General features: G+C 62.8%; 12 protein-coding genes. 11 read left to right on the top strand and 1 reads right to left on the bottom strand.

Annotated features, from left to right (window positions below; all coding sequences use genetic code 11):
* Positions 1–9 precede the first annotated feature (9 nt).
* The 10 genes from der (at position 10) to QMX80_RS09000 (ending at position 13,677) form a co-directional block, all read left to right on the top strand.
* Positions 10–1,410 carry a ribosome biogenesis GTPase Der gene (der, locus tag QMX80_RS09045; protein ID WP_282276591.1) on the top strand — a complete coding sequence of 467 codons (1,401 nt, stop codon included), beginning with the start codon at positions 10–12 and terminating at the stop codon, positions 1,408–1,410.
* A gap of 250 nt (positions 1,411–1,660) precedes the next feature.
* Entirely contained in the window at positions 1,661–2,800 is a 1,140-nt protein-coding gene (gene moeB, locus QMX80_RS09040; protein WP_282276589.1) for a molybdopterin-synthase adenylyltransferase MoeB, read from the top strand.
* A gap of 81 nt (positions 2,801–2,881) precedes the next feature.
* On the top strand, positions 2,882–3,766 hold the full coding sequence (folD, locus tag QMX80_RS09035) for a bifunctional methylenetetrahydrofolate dehydrogenase/methenyltetrahydrofolate cyclohydrolase FolD (protein WP_055765074.1): 885 nt from the start codon (positions 2,882–2,884) through the stop codon (positions 3,764–3,766).
* Between the two features lie 197 nt (positions 3,767–3,963).
* The gene (guaB, locus tag QMX80_RS09030; RefSeq protein WP_055765441.1) at positions 3,964–5,421 is read left to right on the top strand and encodes an IMP dehydrogenase; all 1,458 of its coding nucleotides are present in this window, start codon (positions 3,964–3,966) and stop codon (positions 5,419–5,421) included.
* Between the two features lie 110 nt (positions 5,422–5,531).
* The gene (guaA, locus tag QMX80_RS09025) at positions 5,532–7,097 is read left to right on the top strand and encodes a glutamine-hydrolyzing GMP synthase (RefSeq protein ID WP_282276587.1); all 1,566 of its coding nucleotides are present in this window, start codon (positions 5,532–5,534) and stop codon (positions 7,095–7,097) included.
* Positions 7,098–7,405: 308 nt separating this feature from the next.
* Positions 7,406–8,617 carry a site-specific integrase gene (locus tag QMX80_RS09020; protein ID WP_282276585.1) on the top strand — a complete coding sequence of 404 codons (1,212 nt, stop codon included), beginning with the start codon at positions 7,406–7,408 and terminating at the stop codon, positions 8,615–8,617.
* 255 nt (positions 8,618–8,872) lie between these two features.
* Positions 8,873–9,097, top strand: coding sequence for an AlpA family phage regulatory protein (locus tag QMX80_RS09015; RefSeq protein WP_282276583.1), 225 nt, complete (start codon positions 8,873–8,875; stop codon positions 9,095–9,097).
* Positions 9,098–9,108: 11 nt separating this feature from the next.
* A complete protein-coding gene (locus QMX80_RS09010; protein WP_345782365.1) occupies positions 9,109–10,029 on the top strand; it encodes a replication initiator protein A in 921 nt (306 codons plus the stop codon).
* Positions 10,030–10,777: 748 nt separating this feature from the next.
* Complete coding sequence (locus QMX80_RS09005) at positions 10,778–11,143, top strand: CopG family transcriptional regulator (protein WP_282276582.1); 366 nt, start codon at positions 10,778–10,780, stop codon at positions 11,141–11,143.
* Between the two features lie 404 nt (positions 11,144–11,547).
* Positions 11,548–13,677 carry a hypothetical protein gene (locus QMX80_RS09000; RefSeq protein ID WP_282276581.1) on the top strand — a complete coding sequence of 710 codons (2,130 nt, stop codon included), beginning with the start codon at positions 11,548–11,550 and terminating at the stop codon, positions 13,675–13,677.
* A 318-nt stretch (positions 13,678–13,995) separates the two neighbouring features.
* Here QMX80_RS09000 and QMX80_RS08995 read toward each other — a convergent pair whose 3' ends face one another.
* Positions 13,996–14,859, bottom strand: coding sequence for an AraC family transcriptional regulator (locus QMX80_RS08995; RefSeq protein ID WP_282276580.1), 864 nt, complete (start codon positions 14,857–14,859; stop codon positions 13,996–13,998).
* A gap of 117 nt (positions 14,860–14,976) precedes the next feature.
* On the opposite strand from QMX80_RS08995, the gene QMX80_RS08990 reads away from it, so the two are divergent.
* A complete protein-coding gene (locus QMX80_RS08990) occupies positions 14,977–15,510 on the top strand; it encodes a peroxidase-related enzyme (protein WP_282276579.1) in 534 nt (177 codons plus the stop codon).
* Positions 15,511–15,542 lie beyond the last annotated feature (32 nt).

Raw genomic sequence — 15,542 nt, 5'->3', positions numbered from 1 at the left:
GTCCTAGCGATGCTGCCTTTGGTCGCCCTGGTTGGACGGCCGAATGTCGGCAAGTCCACCATCTTCAATGCCTTGACGCGTACGCGCGACGCCCTGGTCCACGACCAGCCCGGCGTCACCCGCGACCGCAATTACGGCGTGTGCCGGCTCGACGAGGACAATCCGTTCCTGATCGTCGATACCGGCGGCATCGCCGAAGAGGAAGAAGGCCTGGCTGGCGCCACCGCGCGCCAGGCCCGCGCCGCCGCCGCCGAGGCGGACCTGATCCTGTTCGTGGTCGATGCCCGCGACGGCACCTCGGCGCTGGACGACGAGATCCTGTCCTGGCTGCGCAAGCTGTCGCGTCCCACGCTGCTGCTGATCAACAAGATCGACGGCACCGACGAGGACGCGGTGCGCTCGGAATTCGCGCGCTACGGTTTCGGCGAGATGCTCACGGTTTCGGCCGCGCATCGGCAGGGGCTGGACGATCTGCTGGCGGAAGTCCTCGAACGCCTGCCGGAAGAAGGCACGGCCGAGACCCTGGACAACGACCCGGCGCGCGTGTGCATCGCCTTCGTCGGCCGTCCCAACGTCGGCAAGTCCACGCTGGTGAACCGCCTGCTGGGCGAGGAGCGCATGATCGCCTCCGACGTGCCCGGCACCACCCGCGATTCGATCTCGGTGGACCTGGAGCGCGACGGGCGCCTGTACCGCCTGATCGACACCGCCGGCCTGCGCCGCAAATCGCGCGTGGACGAGGTCGTCGAGAAGTTCTCGGTGGTCAAGACGCTGCGCTCGATCGAGGAATGCCAGGTCGCGGTGCTGATGCTCGATGCCAGCGAGGGCGTCACCGACCAGGATGCCAGCGTGCTTGGCGCCGTGCTCGATGCCGGGCGGGCGCTGGTGATCGCGATCAACAAGTGGGACGGGCTGACCGACTACCAGCGCGAGCAGGCCGAGACCCTGCTGTCGCTCAAGCTCGGCTTCGTGCCCTGGGCCGAGGTGGTGCGCATTTCCGCCAAGCATGGTTCGGGCCTGCGCGAACTGTTCCGCGCGGTACATCGCGCGCACGCTTCGGCCACGCACGAGTTCAGCACCAGCGAAGTGAACAAGGCGCTGGAAATCGCCTACGAGAGCAACCCGCCGCCGAGCATCCGCGGCCATGTATCCAAGCTGCGCTACGTGCACCCGGGCGGCACCAATCCGCCGACCTTCATCGTGCACGGCACGCGCCTGAAGGAGTTGCCGGATTCCTACAAGCGCTATCTGGAAAACTTCTTCCGCAAGCGCTTCAAACTGGTGGGCACGCCGGTGACCTTCCTGTTCCGCGAGGGCGCCAATCCCTACGAGGGCAAGAAGAACGTGCTGACCGAGCGCCAGGTCAAGGCCAAGCGGCGCCTGATGAAACACGTGAAAGGTCGAAAGTGATCACGCAGGGGCGGCCGCAGGGCCGCCCTTCTGTTTGCCGCCGCCATCGACGGCGGCCGCTCTTCTGGCTACGCCACGACGGCGTTTTGGCGCCAATCCGGGCTGGCGCGCGGCCATGCGCCTGGGCATTGCCGCGCAACTCCGTAATGCCGCATCGCCGCTGTCGAACATCACTGCCGGCGGCTTTCATGCGTCGCGGATGACGGGATGAATCCCGACCTGCGGGTAAGGCATGGCCGATAATCCGGCCATGAGCATTCGCGAACTGACACCGGAACAGGCCCGTGCCCGCCAGTTGGCCGGCGCGGTGGTGATCGACGTGCGCCAGGCGCACGAACGCGCCGGCGGCATGGCCGAAGGCGCGCGCGGGGTGGCCATGGGCGAGCTGCTGGCCGATCCCTCCCTCTCACTGCCGTCGCTGGAGCAGGAGATCGTTCTGATCTGCCAGAGCGGCAGGCGTTCGGCGGATGCGGCAACCGCGCTGCTGGCCGCCGGCTATACGCGTCTGGCGTCGGTCCTGGGCGGAACGGCCGCATGGCGTGCGGCGGGATTGCCGCTGGTGCGGCCCGGGGCCGATGCCGCCGAGTGCGATTTCCACGACCGTTATTCGCGGCACCTGCTGCTGCCGCAGGTGGGCGAGGCCGGGCAGCGGCGCCTGCAGCGCTCGTGCGTACTGGTCGTCGGTGCCGGTGGCCTGGGCGCGCCGGCGGCGTTCTACCTGGCCGCGGCCGGGGTAGGGCGGCTGCGCATCGTCGATGACGACGTGGTGGAGCGCAGCAACCTGCATCGCCAGATCATCCATGTCGACGCGGCGACGGGTTGTGCCAAGGTCGATTCGGCGCGCGAGCGCCTGCTCGCATTGAATCCGCACATCGAGGTGGAGGCGATCCAGGAGCGGGTGACGTCGGGCAACGTCGATGCATTGATGGACGGCGTGGACGTGGTGCTGGATGGTTCGGACAACTTCCCGCTGCGCTACCTGCTCAACGATGCCTGCATCAAGCATGCGCGGCTGCTGGTGTACGCCGCGATCGAGCGTTTCGACGGCCAGGTGTGCGTGTTCGATGCCGGCCGCCGCCGCGGACAGGCGCCGTGCTACCGCTGCCTGTTTCCCGAACCGCCGCCGCCGGAGTTCGCGCCCAACTGCGCCGAGGCCGGCGTGCTCGGCGTGCTGCCGGGGCTGGCCGGGGTGATGCAGGCCACCGAGGTGCTCAAACTGCTGCTGGACATGGGCGAGCCCCTGGCCGGGCGCCTGCTGCGCTTCGATGCGCTGGGCATGCGCTTCCGCGAGACGCGCGTGCATCCGGATCCGGATTGCCCGCTGTGCGCGCCGGGTCGCGCATTCCCGGGCTACATCGACTACGCCGCGTTCTGCGCCCACCGCGGTTGATCGCGGCTGGCGGACGCGCCGCAGGGTGTCGTGCCGCGACGAATCGGGGACAATAGCCAACCCGTTCCCGCCCCCACGCCCATGACCCTGCCTGCCGAAGCCTCCGCGGCGACTTCCCGCATCCTCGACGGCCGCCGCATCGCCGAGGAACTGCTCGACGACCTGAAGCTGCGGGTGGACGCGCGCATCGCGGCCGGGCGTTCGCGGCCGGGGCTGGCAGTGGTGCTGGTCGGCGGCGATCCGGCCTCGGCGGTATACGTGCGCAACAAGCGGCGCGCGGCCGAGAAGGTCGGCATCGAGGCCTTCGACCACGATCTGCCCGAAGGCACCACAGAGGCGCAGCTGCTGGACCTGATCGACCAGCTCAACGCCGACCCGAAGATCCACGGCATCCTGATCCAGCTGCCGCTGCCGGGCATCCCCGATGCCAACCGGCTGATCCAGCGCATCGATCCGCGCAAGGACGTGGACGGCTTCCACCCGCAGAACGTCGGGCACCTGGCGCTGCGCGAATTCGGCCTGCGTCCGTGCACGCCGCGCGGCATCATCACCCTGCTGTCGCATACCGACCAGCCGGTGCGCGGCCGCAACGCGACCATCGTCGGGGTCAGCAACCACGTCGGCCGGCCGATGGGTCTGGAGCTGCTGATCGCCGGCTGCACCGTCACCAGCTGCCACAAGTTCACCCCGCGCGCCGAACTGGAGCGGGCGGTGCGCAACGCCGACATCCTTGTGGTGGCGGTGGGTATCCCGCAGCTGGTGCCGGGCGAGTGGGTCAAGCCGGGCGCGGTGGTGATCGACGTCGGCATCAACCGGCTGGACGACGGCCGCCTGGTCGGCGACGTCGGCTTCGAAGCGGCGTCCCGTCATGCCAGCTGGATCACCCCGGTGCCGGGCGGCGTCGGCCCGATGACGGTGGCCACGCTGATGCAGAACACCATCGAAGCGGCCGAAGCGGCGGGTTGAACCGGCCCGTGTACTGCCGGCCGCTGGCCGGCAGCCTCATGAGCCGCGGCGCTGTTTGCGGGTGCCGGCCAGCGGTGGCACGGCCTGCTTACCCCTGAACGGCGTATGCCGGCGCGACACTGCGTCGCACCGGCCCCCTGCCATCGGCGCCCGAACAAGGGTAAAATGACGCGCTTCCCCACATCTCGGGTATGCCGATGCTGCGCATCCAGGCTGAAGCACTGACCTACGACGACGTTTCGCTCGTCCCCGCCCACTCCACGATCCTGCCCAAGGATGTCGATCTCGGCACGCGCCTGACCCGCGACCTGCGGCTGAAGCTGCCGATCGTCTCGGCGGCCATGGATACGGTCACCGAATCGCGCCTGGCCATCGCCATGGCCCAGCTCGGCGGCATCGGCATCATCCACAAGAACCTGTCGCTGGAGCAGCAGGCGGCGGAAGTGGCCAAGGTCAAGAAATTCGAGTCCGGCGTGATCCGCGACCCGATCACGGTCGGTCCGGAAACCAGCATCCGCGAGGTGCTGGCGCTGACCCAGGCGCACAACATCTCCGGCGTGCCGGTGGTGGGCAGCGACGGCCTGCTGGCCGGTATCGTGACCCATCGCGACATGCGCTTCGAGACCGAGCTGGACGATCCGGTCCGCCACATCATGACCAAGAAGGACCGCCTGGTCACGGTGAAGGAAGGCGCGGCCTCGGACGAAGTGCTGTCGCTGCTGCACAGGAACCGCATCGAGAAGGTGCTGGTGGTCAACGACGCGTTCGAACTGCGCGGCCTGATCACCGTCAAGGACATCCAGAAGAAGACCGACAACCCGAACGCGGCCAAGGACGCGGCCACGCGCCTGCTGGTCGGCGCCGCGGTGGGCGTCGGCGGCGACACCGATCGCCGCGTCGAGGCGCTGGTCGCCGCCGGCGTGGACGTGCTGGTGGTCGATACCGCCCACGGCCATTCGCAGGGCGTGCTGGACCGCGTGAGCTGGGTGAAGAAGCACTTCCCGCACGTGCAGGTCGTCGGTGGCAACATCTGCACCGGCGAAGCGGCATTGGCGCTGCTGGACTGCGGCGCGGACGCGGTCAAGGTCGGCATCGGCCCGGGCTCTATCTGCACCACGCGCGTGGTCGCCGGCGTCGGCGTGCCGCAGGTCACCGCGATCGACCTGGTCGCCGAGGCGCTGCAGGACCGCATCCCGCTGATCGCCGACGGTGGCATCCGTTACTCCGGTGATATCGGCAAGGCACTGGCCGCCGGCGCATCGACGGTGATGATCGGCGGCCTGCTGGCCGGTACGGAGGAGTCGCCGGGCGAGACCGAGCTGTTCCAGGGGCGTTCCTACAAGAGCTACCGTGGCATGGGTTCGCTGGCGGCGATGGAAAAGGGGTCCAAGGACCGCTACTTCCAGGACGCGGCCACCGCCGACAAGCTGGTGCCGGAAGGCATCGAAGGCCGCGTGCCATACCGCGGCCCGGTCGGCGGCATCATCCACCAGCTGATCGGTGGCCTGCGCGCGACCATGGGCTATGTGGGCTGCGGCACCATCGAAGACATGCGCAGCAAGCCGAAGTTCGTGAAGATCAGCGGTGCCGGCCAGCGTGAGAGCCACGTCCACGACGTGCAGATCACCAAGGAACCGCCGAACTACCGCGCCTGACGCGGGACGAGCGAAGAGGAACGAGGACCCGTGTCCCGTTCCTCTTTCTCTATACGCCGCCGGCATCCGCATCGCCCCGTTTCCCGACTCATCGATCCGCTCCAGGCCCCATGACCAACATCCACAACGACAAGATCCTCATCCTCGATTTCGGCGCCCAGTACACGCAGCTGATCGCGCGCCGCATCCGCGAGTTCGGCGTGTATTGCGAAATCTGGGCGTGGGACCACGATCCGGCCGAGATCGCCGCCTTCGGCGCCAAGGGCATCATCCTGTCCGGCGGCCCGGAATCGACCACCGAGGCCGGCGCCCCGGCCGCGCCGCAGGAAGTGTTCGACAGCGGCCTGCCGCTGCTGGGCATCTGCTACGGCCTGCAGACCATGGCCAAGCAGTTGGGCGGCGGCACCGAAGCTGCCGACCAGCGAGAGTTCGGCCATGCCGAGGTGAAGCTGCTCGGCAACGACGCACTGCTCGGCGGCCTGTCCGACCACAACGGCGAGCCGCGCCTGGACGTGTGGATGAGCCACGGCGACCACGTCACCCACGTGCCGCCGGGCTTCACCATCACCGCCGTCACCGACCGCATTCCGGTGGCCGCGATGGCCGACGAAGACAAGCGCTGGTACGGCGTGCAGTTCCACCCGGAAGTGACCCACACCAAGCAGGGCTCGGCGCTGCTGAAGCGCTTCGTCACCGATATCTGCGGCTGCGCCACGCTGTGGACCGCGGCCAACATCATCGACGACCAGATCGCCCGCGTGCGCGAGCAGGTTGGCAGCGATGAAGTGATCCTTGGCCTGTCCGGCGGTGTCGATTCGTCGGTCGTGGCCGCGCTGCTGCACAGGGCCATCGGCACCCAGCTGACCTGCGTGTTCGTCGACACCGGCCTGCTGCGCTTCCAGGAAGGCGACCAGGTCATGCAGATGATGGCCGAGAACATGGGCGTCAAGGTCGTGCGCGTGAACGCGGCCGACCGTTACTTCAAGGCACTGGAAGGCGTCAGCGATCCGGAAGCCAAGCGCAAGATCATCGGCAACCTGTTCGTCGAGATCTTCGACGAAGAGTCGAACAAGCTCAGCAATGCAAAGTGGCTGGCACAGGGCACCATCTATCCGGACGTGATCGAGTCGGCTGGTAGCAAGACCGGCAAGGCCCACGTCATCAAGAGCCACCACAATGTGGGCGGCCTGCCGGAAGACATGAAGCTCAAACTGGTCGAGCCGCTGCGCGAGCTGTTCAAGGACGAAGTACGCCGCCTCGGCGTCGAGCTCGGCCTGCCGCGCACCATGGTCTACCGCCATCCGTTCCCGGGCCCGGGCCTGGGCGTGCGCATCCTCGGCGAAGTGAAGCGCGAGTATGCCGAGCTGCTGGGCAAGGCCGATGCGATCTTCATCGAGGAACTGCGTGCGGCTGATCTGTACGACAAGACCAGCCAGGCGTTCGCCGTGTTCCTGCCTGTCAAGTCGGTGGGTGTGGTGGGCGATGCACGTGCCTATGAGTGGGTGATCGCACTGCGTGCGGTCGAGACCATCGACTTCATGACCGCGCACTGGGCGCACCTGCCGTACGATTTCCTCGGCCGCGTCTCCAACCGCATCATCAACGAACTGCGTGGCGTCTCGCGCGTGGTCTACGACATCTCCGGCAAGCCGCCGGCGACGATCGAGTGGGAATGATTTAGTGTCTGGCACATGCCGGCAATTTCTAGCAAAAAATCTCTATAAGATGATGTTTTTCTGAGTCTTTTTGGATTTTCATCCGGCATTCTCTGGCATGTTCCGGCACCAGCAAGCAGCTCTAGTTGATGGCATGAGTGATGGTAGCATCACACCCTGATGCCATGATGTTGTCTTGATACCATGCACTTTCGGCAGACTGTCGCATGGTATCAACATCTAATAGCCCGCTGATTTTTATAGATAAAAATGGGTTTTTAGTGCAATTTTTTGACCATGGCATCCAGTCTGGACTCTGGAGCCCTGTCATGTTGACCGATACCAAGCTGCGCAATCTCAAGCCGAAGGAGAAGTTGTACAAGGTCGTTGATCGTGATGGCCTCTATGTGGCCGTCACCCCGGCTGGTGCCATCTCCTTCCGCTACAACTACGCGATCAACGGCCGTCAGGAGACGATGACCTTTGGTCGCTATGGTGTTGGTGGCATCACCTTGGCAGAGGCCCGTGAGCGCCTGAATGAAGCCAAGAAGATGGTCGCGGAAGGTAAGTCGCCGGCCAAGGAGAAGGCGCGCAGCAAGGCGCGCACCAAGGATGCGGAGACGTTCGAGGCGTGGGCTGAAAAGTGGCTGCGTGGCTACCAAATGGCCGACTCTACTCGTGACATGCGCCGCTCCGTCTATGAGAGAGACCTCAAGGTCAAATTCGGTAACTGGAAGCTTGCCGAGATCACCCATGAGGATCTACGGGCATTGGTCGATGCCATCGTCGCGCGTGGTGCACCAGCAACGGCGGTGCATGTCCGTGAGATCGTGTTGCAGGTCTATCGCTGGGCCATCGAGCGCGGCCAGCGGGTCGAAAATCCGGCCGAGCTGGTGCGTCCAACTTCCATTGCTAGGTTCGAGCCGCGTGACCGTGCGTTGACGCCTGATGAAATCGGCCTGATGTACCAGTACTTGGAGCGAATTGGTACGACACCAACTATCCGGGCGGCGGTCAAACTGCTGCTTTTGACGATGGTGCGTAAGAGTGAGTTGACCGATGCGACTTGGGATGAAATCAATTTCAGTGAGGCGCTTTGGACGATCCCGAAGGAGCGGATGAAGCGGCGCAATCCGCATTTGGTGTTTCTTTCCCGGCAGGCCCTGGACATCTTCATCGCCCTGAAAACTTTCGCGGGCGGCTCGAACTACGTGTTTCCGGGACGCTATGACGGAGATGTGCAGATGAGTAGTGCCACGCTCAATAGAGTGCTAACGCTAGCCTGCCGGCTGGCTCAGAAAGAGGGGAGGCCTCTTGCCAACTTCGGCCCTCATGATCTCCGGCGTACCGCAAGTACGCTACTCCACGAATCTGGCTACAACACAGATTGGATCGAGAAGTGCCTTGCGCATGAGCAGAGGGGCGTTAGGGCTGTTTACAACAAGGCCGAATACCGCGAGCAACGCACAGCGATGCTTCAGGATTGGGCTGACATGGTTGATGGGTGGGTGATGAGAAGTCCCAAATTGCATGTCCTGTAGCCTGAAGTTGTCGATATTTTATTGATTGCGATGGGGTGTTTTGTATTGATTCATATTATTGCCTAGACGGTATAGTTCGTTGGTTTTGGTTTCCGTCTACCAAGAAATTGCTTATTTATCTGTATGTTTCCACGTTTTCGACTAGGGCTTTTAGGTTTGGTTTTTGAAAGCGGCCACCCCTAAAGTTTCCTCTATGCATGGCCAGGCATGAGCAGGCAGCATTTGGCACATTAAATGTGATGCGTAGGTCTGGACATGAGTGGATTAACTGGCAGGGTACTAATTAATCGCAAGAAGCTGCGAGCAATGCTGCCATTGGCAGATCGTACGATTTACAACATGGAGCTACGCGGGGAGTTTCCTCGCCGCATCGTACTTACCAGTAGAAACGTCGCGTGGGATTTGGCTGAGGTTGAGGCATGGGTTGATTCTCGCAAGTCGTCCGGTCTCCAAGCCGCGCGTCCTGGAATGGAAAGTTGAACCGTTAGTTCGTGCTCATCGTGCCGAATACGAGTGCGGAGGGGCGAGTTGACTGCAGGGTCACTACGTGTCTCCTATCGGAGCCTTATCCGCCGAAGGGTGATATTGCCAGTTTGGAGAATTCATTCTTCGCGTTGAAGGCGGGTGACATGCGCATACGCACCTACGCACACAATGGCAATACCGTGATTGTGATGCCGGGGCCTGGTGGTTGCGCAATCATCCATGACAAAGACCTGTGGTTCTACTGCATCGGCCAGTTGATGGAGGCCAAGAACCGTGGCGTCAATATCACGCCGACTGTGCGCTTTGCTGCTTATGACTTCCTAATCGCGACGGAGCGCGGCACCAGTGGCCGGGCCTATGAGCGCATGGGAGGCATGTTGCGTCGCCTGAAAGGCACAGTGATTGAGACCAACATAGAGACGAATGGGCAGCGCGAGCGGTGCGGTTTTGGTTTGATCGATGGTTGGCGTGTAGTCGAGAAGTCCCCCAGCGATGGTCGCATGGCGGCTGTCGAGGTGGACTTGCCGCGTTGGCTATTCCGCTCAGTAGAAGCCGGGCAGGTGTTGACACTCTCGAAAGCTTATTGGGGTCTACGCAAACCGTTGGATCGTCGCATTTACGAATTGGTCCGAAAGCATTGTGGCTCGCAGTCGAATTGGCGCGTTTCAATGGCTGTTCTGCATCAAAAGAGTGGCAGCATGGCGACGCTACGCAAGTTTCGCTTTGACGTGAAGGCGCTGGCCGAGAATGGTGAGTTGCTGGGTTACAGAATCGTTTTTGATGCTGAACGGGACATGGTGGTGGTTTATGCCTGCGGTTCTAAGGGGCGCATTGCCGAGGCCCGCGACGTTCTGGCGGGACGGTCACGTGGCCCGTTAGAAGGGCCGCACGAGGCAGGTCGGGGCGCGGCTCTGACCTGTGGATAGTCACGTGCTTTCAGGAACGCCTTCTGTGGATAGCTTCGTGTTTTCAGGAACAATTGGTACGTGCTTTCAGGAACGCTCACTTCGTGCTTTCAGGAACGCAGTCACCCCTCGGCCCCTTGCCGTACAAGGATTTCAAAAACCGTAACGCGCGCGCGCTTTTAACTATTCTTTTAATTATTAAAAGCTTTTTAACGTATTTCGCCTGTGGGTAAATGGGTTGGCGTGCTGCGCCTTGGTGGGGCGCCCTCAGATTTTCTTGTTCGGCGTTTTTATGTGACGAGGTTGCCTCGGAAGAAGTAAGGCGGGTGGCGAATGGCGCTCACAGGCTCACCACGCGGCGTGCACCCTTCTTGGCTGGGTTGGGTGCTTGCCAGTTGCTGATGGGGCTCCACGGGTCTCCTGTGTCGGTTCTCGGGAGGGTGGAGTTCCTGTATGGATTTTTACTTCGGTGCTGGGCGCGTATCGCGCTGCATGCAGGTTTTTAGCGCAATTTAGCGCAAATTGGTGCAACTCAAGGCAACTCAAGGAAAATATGTGCAACTTTCTGTGCAAAAAATTTGTTTGCGCTAAATAGCGCTAAATTGCGTTGGTAAGAGACGGCAAGATATGTGTTGTGGGCCTACGCGACGAATCGCGCAGCCCTCAACCCCGCACCTTACTCGCTGTTGGCTCGACGAAATTCTGACCTGCGGGGCGCACGATCGCTGCCGCGATATCGGTGCAATCAAGCGAAAAGAGGGCTCAGGGCATGAAGACCGACAATGACGGACTGGGCAGTCGGCCCCGGAGAGAGGTTCCGCCGATCAAGGTGTGGGTGACGGACGCCGAGAAGGCCGAGATTGTTGGGCGAGCTGCACAGGGCGGTCTATCGCTGTCGGCCTACATGCTGACGGCAGGGCTCAATCACCCAGTCCGATCCGTTTACGACCTCAGGGCAGTCGCGGAACTTGGCCGGGTGAATGGCGACCTTGGTCGAGTGGCAGGGCTGCTCAAGCTATGGCTGGCAGAGGGGCGAGGGCAGGATGCACGACACGCCGAAGTTAAGAGGGTAATGAGTGACTTTCGCAGACTACAGTCTGAGTTGCACGTACTCATGTGCGCAGCACTGAAATAAGCGTCGTTGTTCAGGAAAATGGGGTTTTTCCGGACAGGTCAAAAAATGGCATGCGGGAATATCCGAATCCCAGTTTCCGAGTTAACATTTTCGTCAGGTTTTCAACGTCTCGGTTGTCTCAATGAAACAAAGAACTGCTCAGGCGAATGTTCGGTTTGGAGATGTGGCGTGAAAATGGCTGACGTTTGCGCTGCGTCGGTTAGAGACCCTTTTCGGCCATTCAGTGATCAGCCTTCGATGACCAAGTACAGACGGTCCGGTTTTCTGGGCGCCATCATTTTTTGACTATGCAAACGGTCGATCCTCTTGCACTATTTGCATGCTAAAGAGCGATGAAATTTTAGATGCTGATGGTCGGATAGCACCATCTAAATTATTTGTAAAACTACTCACTTGAGCGAGTGATGGCGGGGAAAAGACAGCATTACGTGCCGCGGCTTCTGCAACGTGGATTTCTTGCTGAGCTGGACGGCGAGCGTACCTGGCTGCACCGTGCTGGCGGACCTGCGCGGCTGGTCGGCATCAAGGATGTAGGCACTGAAGACTGGTTCTATTCACGAAAGGGAGCGCCCGGCGAACTAACGTTGGACGACGCGATCACCGCGTTCGAACAGGATTTGGGCAAGGATGTCGCGATCCTGCGCACGACAGCACCCGACACCTCGATCGAGCCGGACCTGGCCGCACGAATCACCGTGCATCTGGTCATGCGCACCGCGCATCTACGCCAGACGATCGAGCAAGGGATTGACGGCATCACGGACGAGATCGAATCGCTCTTGACTGATCCGACGCGTCTCGGCGCGATGATGGGCATCGGCAGCCCGTCGCTCAGCTCCGCCGCGATGGATGCCATCCGCAGCACCGCCCAGAATCTGGTGCCGGCAGGACTTCCGGCGCCTCTCAGCGAACGGTTGCTCTCCTTCTTCATGCGAGAGCGTGGTGTCGAACTGGCAACGCAAGCGGTCGCGACGCTCACGCCGATGCTCCCCACGCTGTTCAACGATCTCGCCAGCCGGGTGCGAGACAGCCACAATGAAATTGTCGCCAAGCCGCTCGACGATCATGGCTGGGTCAACGCGCTCACCGGCTTCCAATGGACGATCGAGGCCGGGGTTGATCTCATCCTGCCTGATGCCGTGGCACTGGCGCGCGGGTCTGAACAAGCGCTGGCCCCGCTTCTGTTCACGACGGTGGCTGATGCCGAACTGATCTTGTTGCCGGTGACCCATGATCGTGTTCTAGTCGGTCGGCGCGACGCGTCGATCGATATCGACCTGACGACCTATAATGCGCAGGCGGCGGCGAGCTGCCAGCGCTTCTTCATCGCCGCGCGTGCGTTCGATGCCGAAGGATTGAGTGCAACGATCGGCAGTGGTCCGGCGAAGGCGCTGGCGGAATCGATCACTGAGGCCGTACATGACGCGGACGCGGTGCGGTGTGATCACGGCAGAGTCGACCTCCCGAGGGCGCAACCACGGACGTTTACACTGGCGGACTTTTCCTACCGCGTCACGTTGCATGATTTCGGCGACGATGTGCTGGCGCAGGAGTATGCCGCTATTCTCCAGAGCGTAGTTGGCGCACTATCGCGTGACATCCCGCTCCACGATCTCGATGGTGTCACCATCGCGGCCGATTATGGCGATGCGCTAGCGAAGCTCGACCGCGGCGACCCCGATCTTCCTCCGGTGGCAAGCGGTGCCGTTGGATATGGCATTGGCGTAGCCAAGCTGGTGACCGTGGTCCGAGATGGCAAGCCCAAGTCGCATCTCGTGCTCGCGGCTGGGATCGCCGCTGCCTGGACCTCGGACGAGGCGGACCTGCGTGCATCGAGCCTGCACCTGCTGATCAAGATGCTGGCCGGGATCGCCCACGGCACGTGCTATGCCGATGTTCCGCCGTTCACGCCCGATGTGATGGGCAGAGAACTGCACCTCGCCGTTGCCCATGCTCCCAATGGTTATTGGAGCGCGAAACAAGCCGCCTTTGTCGATCCGGATCAGGGCGAGAACTATGCCGTCCTGGTCATCACCAGTCTTGATTTCGCGCGGAATGAAATTGGAGCCGCGCGCGCGCGCATGGCGGACGATAGTGATGTCGGTGAAGTTTCGCTGATCGCACTCGAATGCGTCTCGGCCGTACTCAACCATGTCGCTGACTGGCTGGGCCATCGTGACGGTTTGGCGCCTGACCAGCCCTTTGTCGGTGACGATCTGGCGGCAAGGCTGGCGCCGTTCGGGCTCGACCATTGGCTTGAGCTGTTCGGGCGCGATCTCGCGGCGAGCTATGGCGAAGATGGCGCGGTCGACCTTGCGGTCGTGACTACGCTCAGTCGTCATGTTGAACGCCTCTTCTGGAGCCTTGGCATCTACTGCTGGCCGGAGGGCGGCGACGTCCGCGGTGTCGTATCCGATTGGCCGCTGGCGCCGCAACTGCTACCGAACATTGATGTTCTCACAGATGTTCCGACGTTTACTCCTGCGACCCCCAATTCTCAGTTGCCTGATGATGGCGAGGGTTTGCTGCAATGATCGATGTGGAATCTCTAGATTTTTTCCCCAGCACATCTCCCAGAGTCTGTCTGTCCGCTATGTCCTAGACCCAGCCATACTTCCACCGTCCGCTTGTGGTAGTAGCGAATGGTTGTTGTGCGGCAAAAGGTAACGCCTACGGGCCTTCAGCTCGAAGGATGGCATCAATCATGGTGCTGGTTTCTTTTAATTTTATAATTAGCTGATAAACATATGCTTTTTATGATTATCAACAATCGAGTGGGAATAAGGCGGACTCGCGGGGGCCGCGTCGCCATGCGCGTGGCAGTGCCGCCGTCGAACCGGATGGCGGCGCTTTTAGGGCATGTGCCGGGCCAGCCATTCCCGCGGTGAGATGCCCACCCGCGCCGAGAAGGCGCGCGACAGCGCCGAGGGGTTCGCATAGCCGAGCTCCTCGGCCAGCAGCTTGATGGGGCGGCCTTCGCGCAGCCGGTTCTGCGCCAGCGCGATGCGCCAGCCGCCGAGGTAGTCGGCGGGGGTCTGGCCGACCCGTTCGCGGAAGGCGTTGGCGAATGCGGTACGCGACATGCCGGCGTGCCCGGCCATGCGCTCCAGTGTCCATGATTCGCCGGGATGGTCGTGCATCGCCACCAGGGCGCGCGCCAGGCGGGGGTCGGACAGCCCGGTGATCAGCCCGGGGCGGATGCCCGCCTGCTGCGGGTGATCCAGCAGCCAGCGCAGCAGTTGCAGCACCACCACTTCGAACAGCCGGTCGGCGAGCAGCCGCTGCCCGCAGCGCACGCGGTCGGTCTCGGCGAACAGCAGTTCCAGCGCCATCCCGAGCCCGTCGACCTGCGCCAGGGGTAGGGCGATCAAGGGCGGCAGTGCGCGCGCCAGGGGGTTCTCCGGTCCCCCGTCGAAGATCAGCCGCGCGCAGGTGAAGTCGGCGCCCTCCGCGGGAGGATTGTGGAACCGATGGGTGAACGGACGCGGATAGAACAGCAGCGTCGGTTCGTCGAAGTGCATGCGGCGCGGAACCTCCCGCGACGACGGATGGCTCAGTTCCAGCCGGCCGCGGCGCAGCACGTGCAGATAGCCATTGCCCTCGCTGGCGTCGAAGCGCTGGAGTCCGCACAGCGCGCCGGAGTGATGCAGCCTGGCCTGCACGCGGAATCGTCCCAGCAGGCTGGAGAGACGGTCGATGGGGGCAGGGGGCTGCATGGGTACGGATTGATCTTTTTTGTGTATGAAAGGTATCCAATCATACGGGTGATCTGCGGATACTGCCTCGCACCGGCGATACCTGGCCGGTTCGGAATGTCCCCCAAGGAGATCGGCATGTCCCGCGTCAACCTCGAATCCAATCAGCTTCCAGCCGCCAGCCAGCCGTTGCTGGCGCAGATCCACCAGGCCTTCGGCGCCACGCCGAACATGTTCATGGCCGTGGCCAATTCCCCCGCCGCCCTGCAGAGCATGTGGAGCGCTTTCGGTGCGCTGGGGCGCGGCAGCCTGGGCGCCAGGCTCGGCGAGCAGATCGCCGTGGCGATCGCTAACCGCAACCGCTGCGAGTACTGCCTGGCGGCCCACACCGTGCTGGGCCAGAACGCCGGTGCGAGTCCTGCCGAAATGGCGGCCGCCCAGGTGGGGCAGTCCGCCGACGAGCGGACGGCGGCGGCGCTGGCCTTCGCGCTGAAGGTGGTGGAACAGCGCGCCCAGGTCGGCGCCGCCGATGTGGAACAGTTGCGCAGCGCCGGCTTCGGCGACGCCCAGATCGTCGAGATCATGGCCCATGTCGCGCTGAATCTTTTCACCAACTACGTCAATGTCGCGCTGGACGTTCCCGTGGATTTTCCCGCGGTCGCGCTGAAGTGAAACGTGCGGGCCTGCCGCTCACGCGGCAGGCC

Origin of the sequence: Stenotrophomonas sp. PS02297 (genome assembly GCF_029959705.1) — a bacterium.
Lineage (GTDB): Bacteria > Pseudomonadota > Gammaproteobacteria > Xanthomonadales > Xanthomonadaceae > Stenotrophomonas > Stenotrophomonas nitritireducens.
The sequence above is the reverse complement of the archived record's forward strand: the minus strand, read 5'-3'. Positions and strand labels throughout refer to the sequence as shown.

Bases quoted from the DNA above. Each gene is read 5' to 3' on its own strand.
- der (WP_282276591.1), top strand. From the start codon at position 10: ATGCTGCCTTTGGTCGCCCTGGTTGGACGGCCGAATGTCGGCAAGTCC.
- moeB (WP_282276589.1), top strand. From the start codon at position 1,661: ATGAGCATTCGCGAACTGACACCGGAACAGGCCCGTGCCCGCCAGTTG.
- folD (WP_055765074.1), top strand. From the start codon at position 2,882: ATGACCCTGCCTGCCGAAGCCTCCGCGGCGACTTCCCGCATCCTCGAC.
- guaB (WP_055765441.1), top strand. From the start codon at position 3,964: ATGCTGCGCATCCAGGCTGAAGCACTGACCTACGACGACGTTTCGCTC.
- guaA (WP_282276587.1), top strand. From the start codon at position 5,532: ATGACCAACATCCACAACGACAAGATCCTCATCCTCGATTTCGGCGCC.
- QMX80_RS09020 (WP_282276585.1), top strand. From the start codon at position 7,406: ATGTTGACCGATACCAAGCTGCGCAATCTCAAGCCGAAGGAGAAGTTG.
- QMX80_RS09015 (WP_282276583.1), top strand. From the start codon at position 8,873: ATGAGTGGATTAACTGGCAGGGTACTAATTAATCGCAAGAAGCTGCGA.
- QMX80_RS09005 (WP_282276582.1), top strand. From the start codon at position 10,778: ATGAAGACCGACAATGACGGACTGGGCAGTCGGCCCCGGAGAGAGGTT.
- QMX80_RS09000 (WP_282276581.1), top strand. From the start codon at position 11,548: ATGGCGGGGAAAAGACAGCATTACGTGCCGCGGCTTCTGCAACGTGGA.
- QMX80_RS08995 (WP_282276580.1), bottom strand. From the start codon at position 14,859: ATGCAGCCCCCTGCCCCCATCGACCGTCTCTCCAGCCTGCTGGGACGA.
- QMX80_RS08990 (WP_282276579.1), top strand. From the start codon at position 14,977: ATGTCCCGCGTCAACCTCGAATCCAATCAGCTTCCAGCCGCCAGCCAG.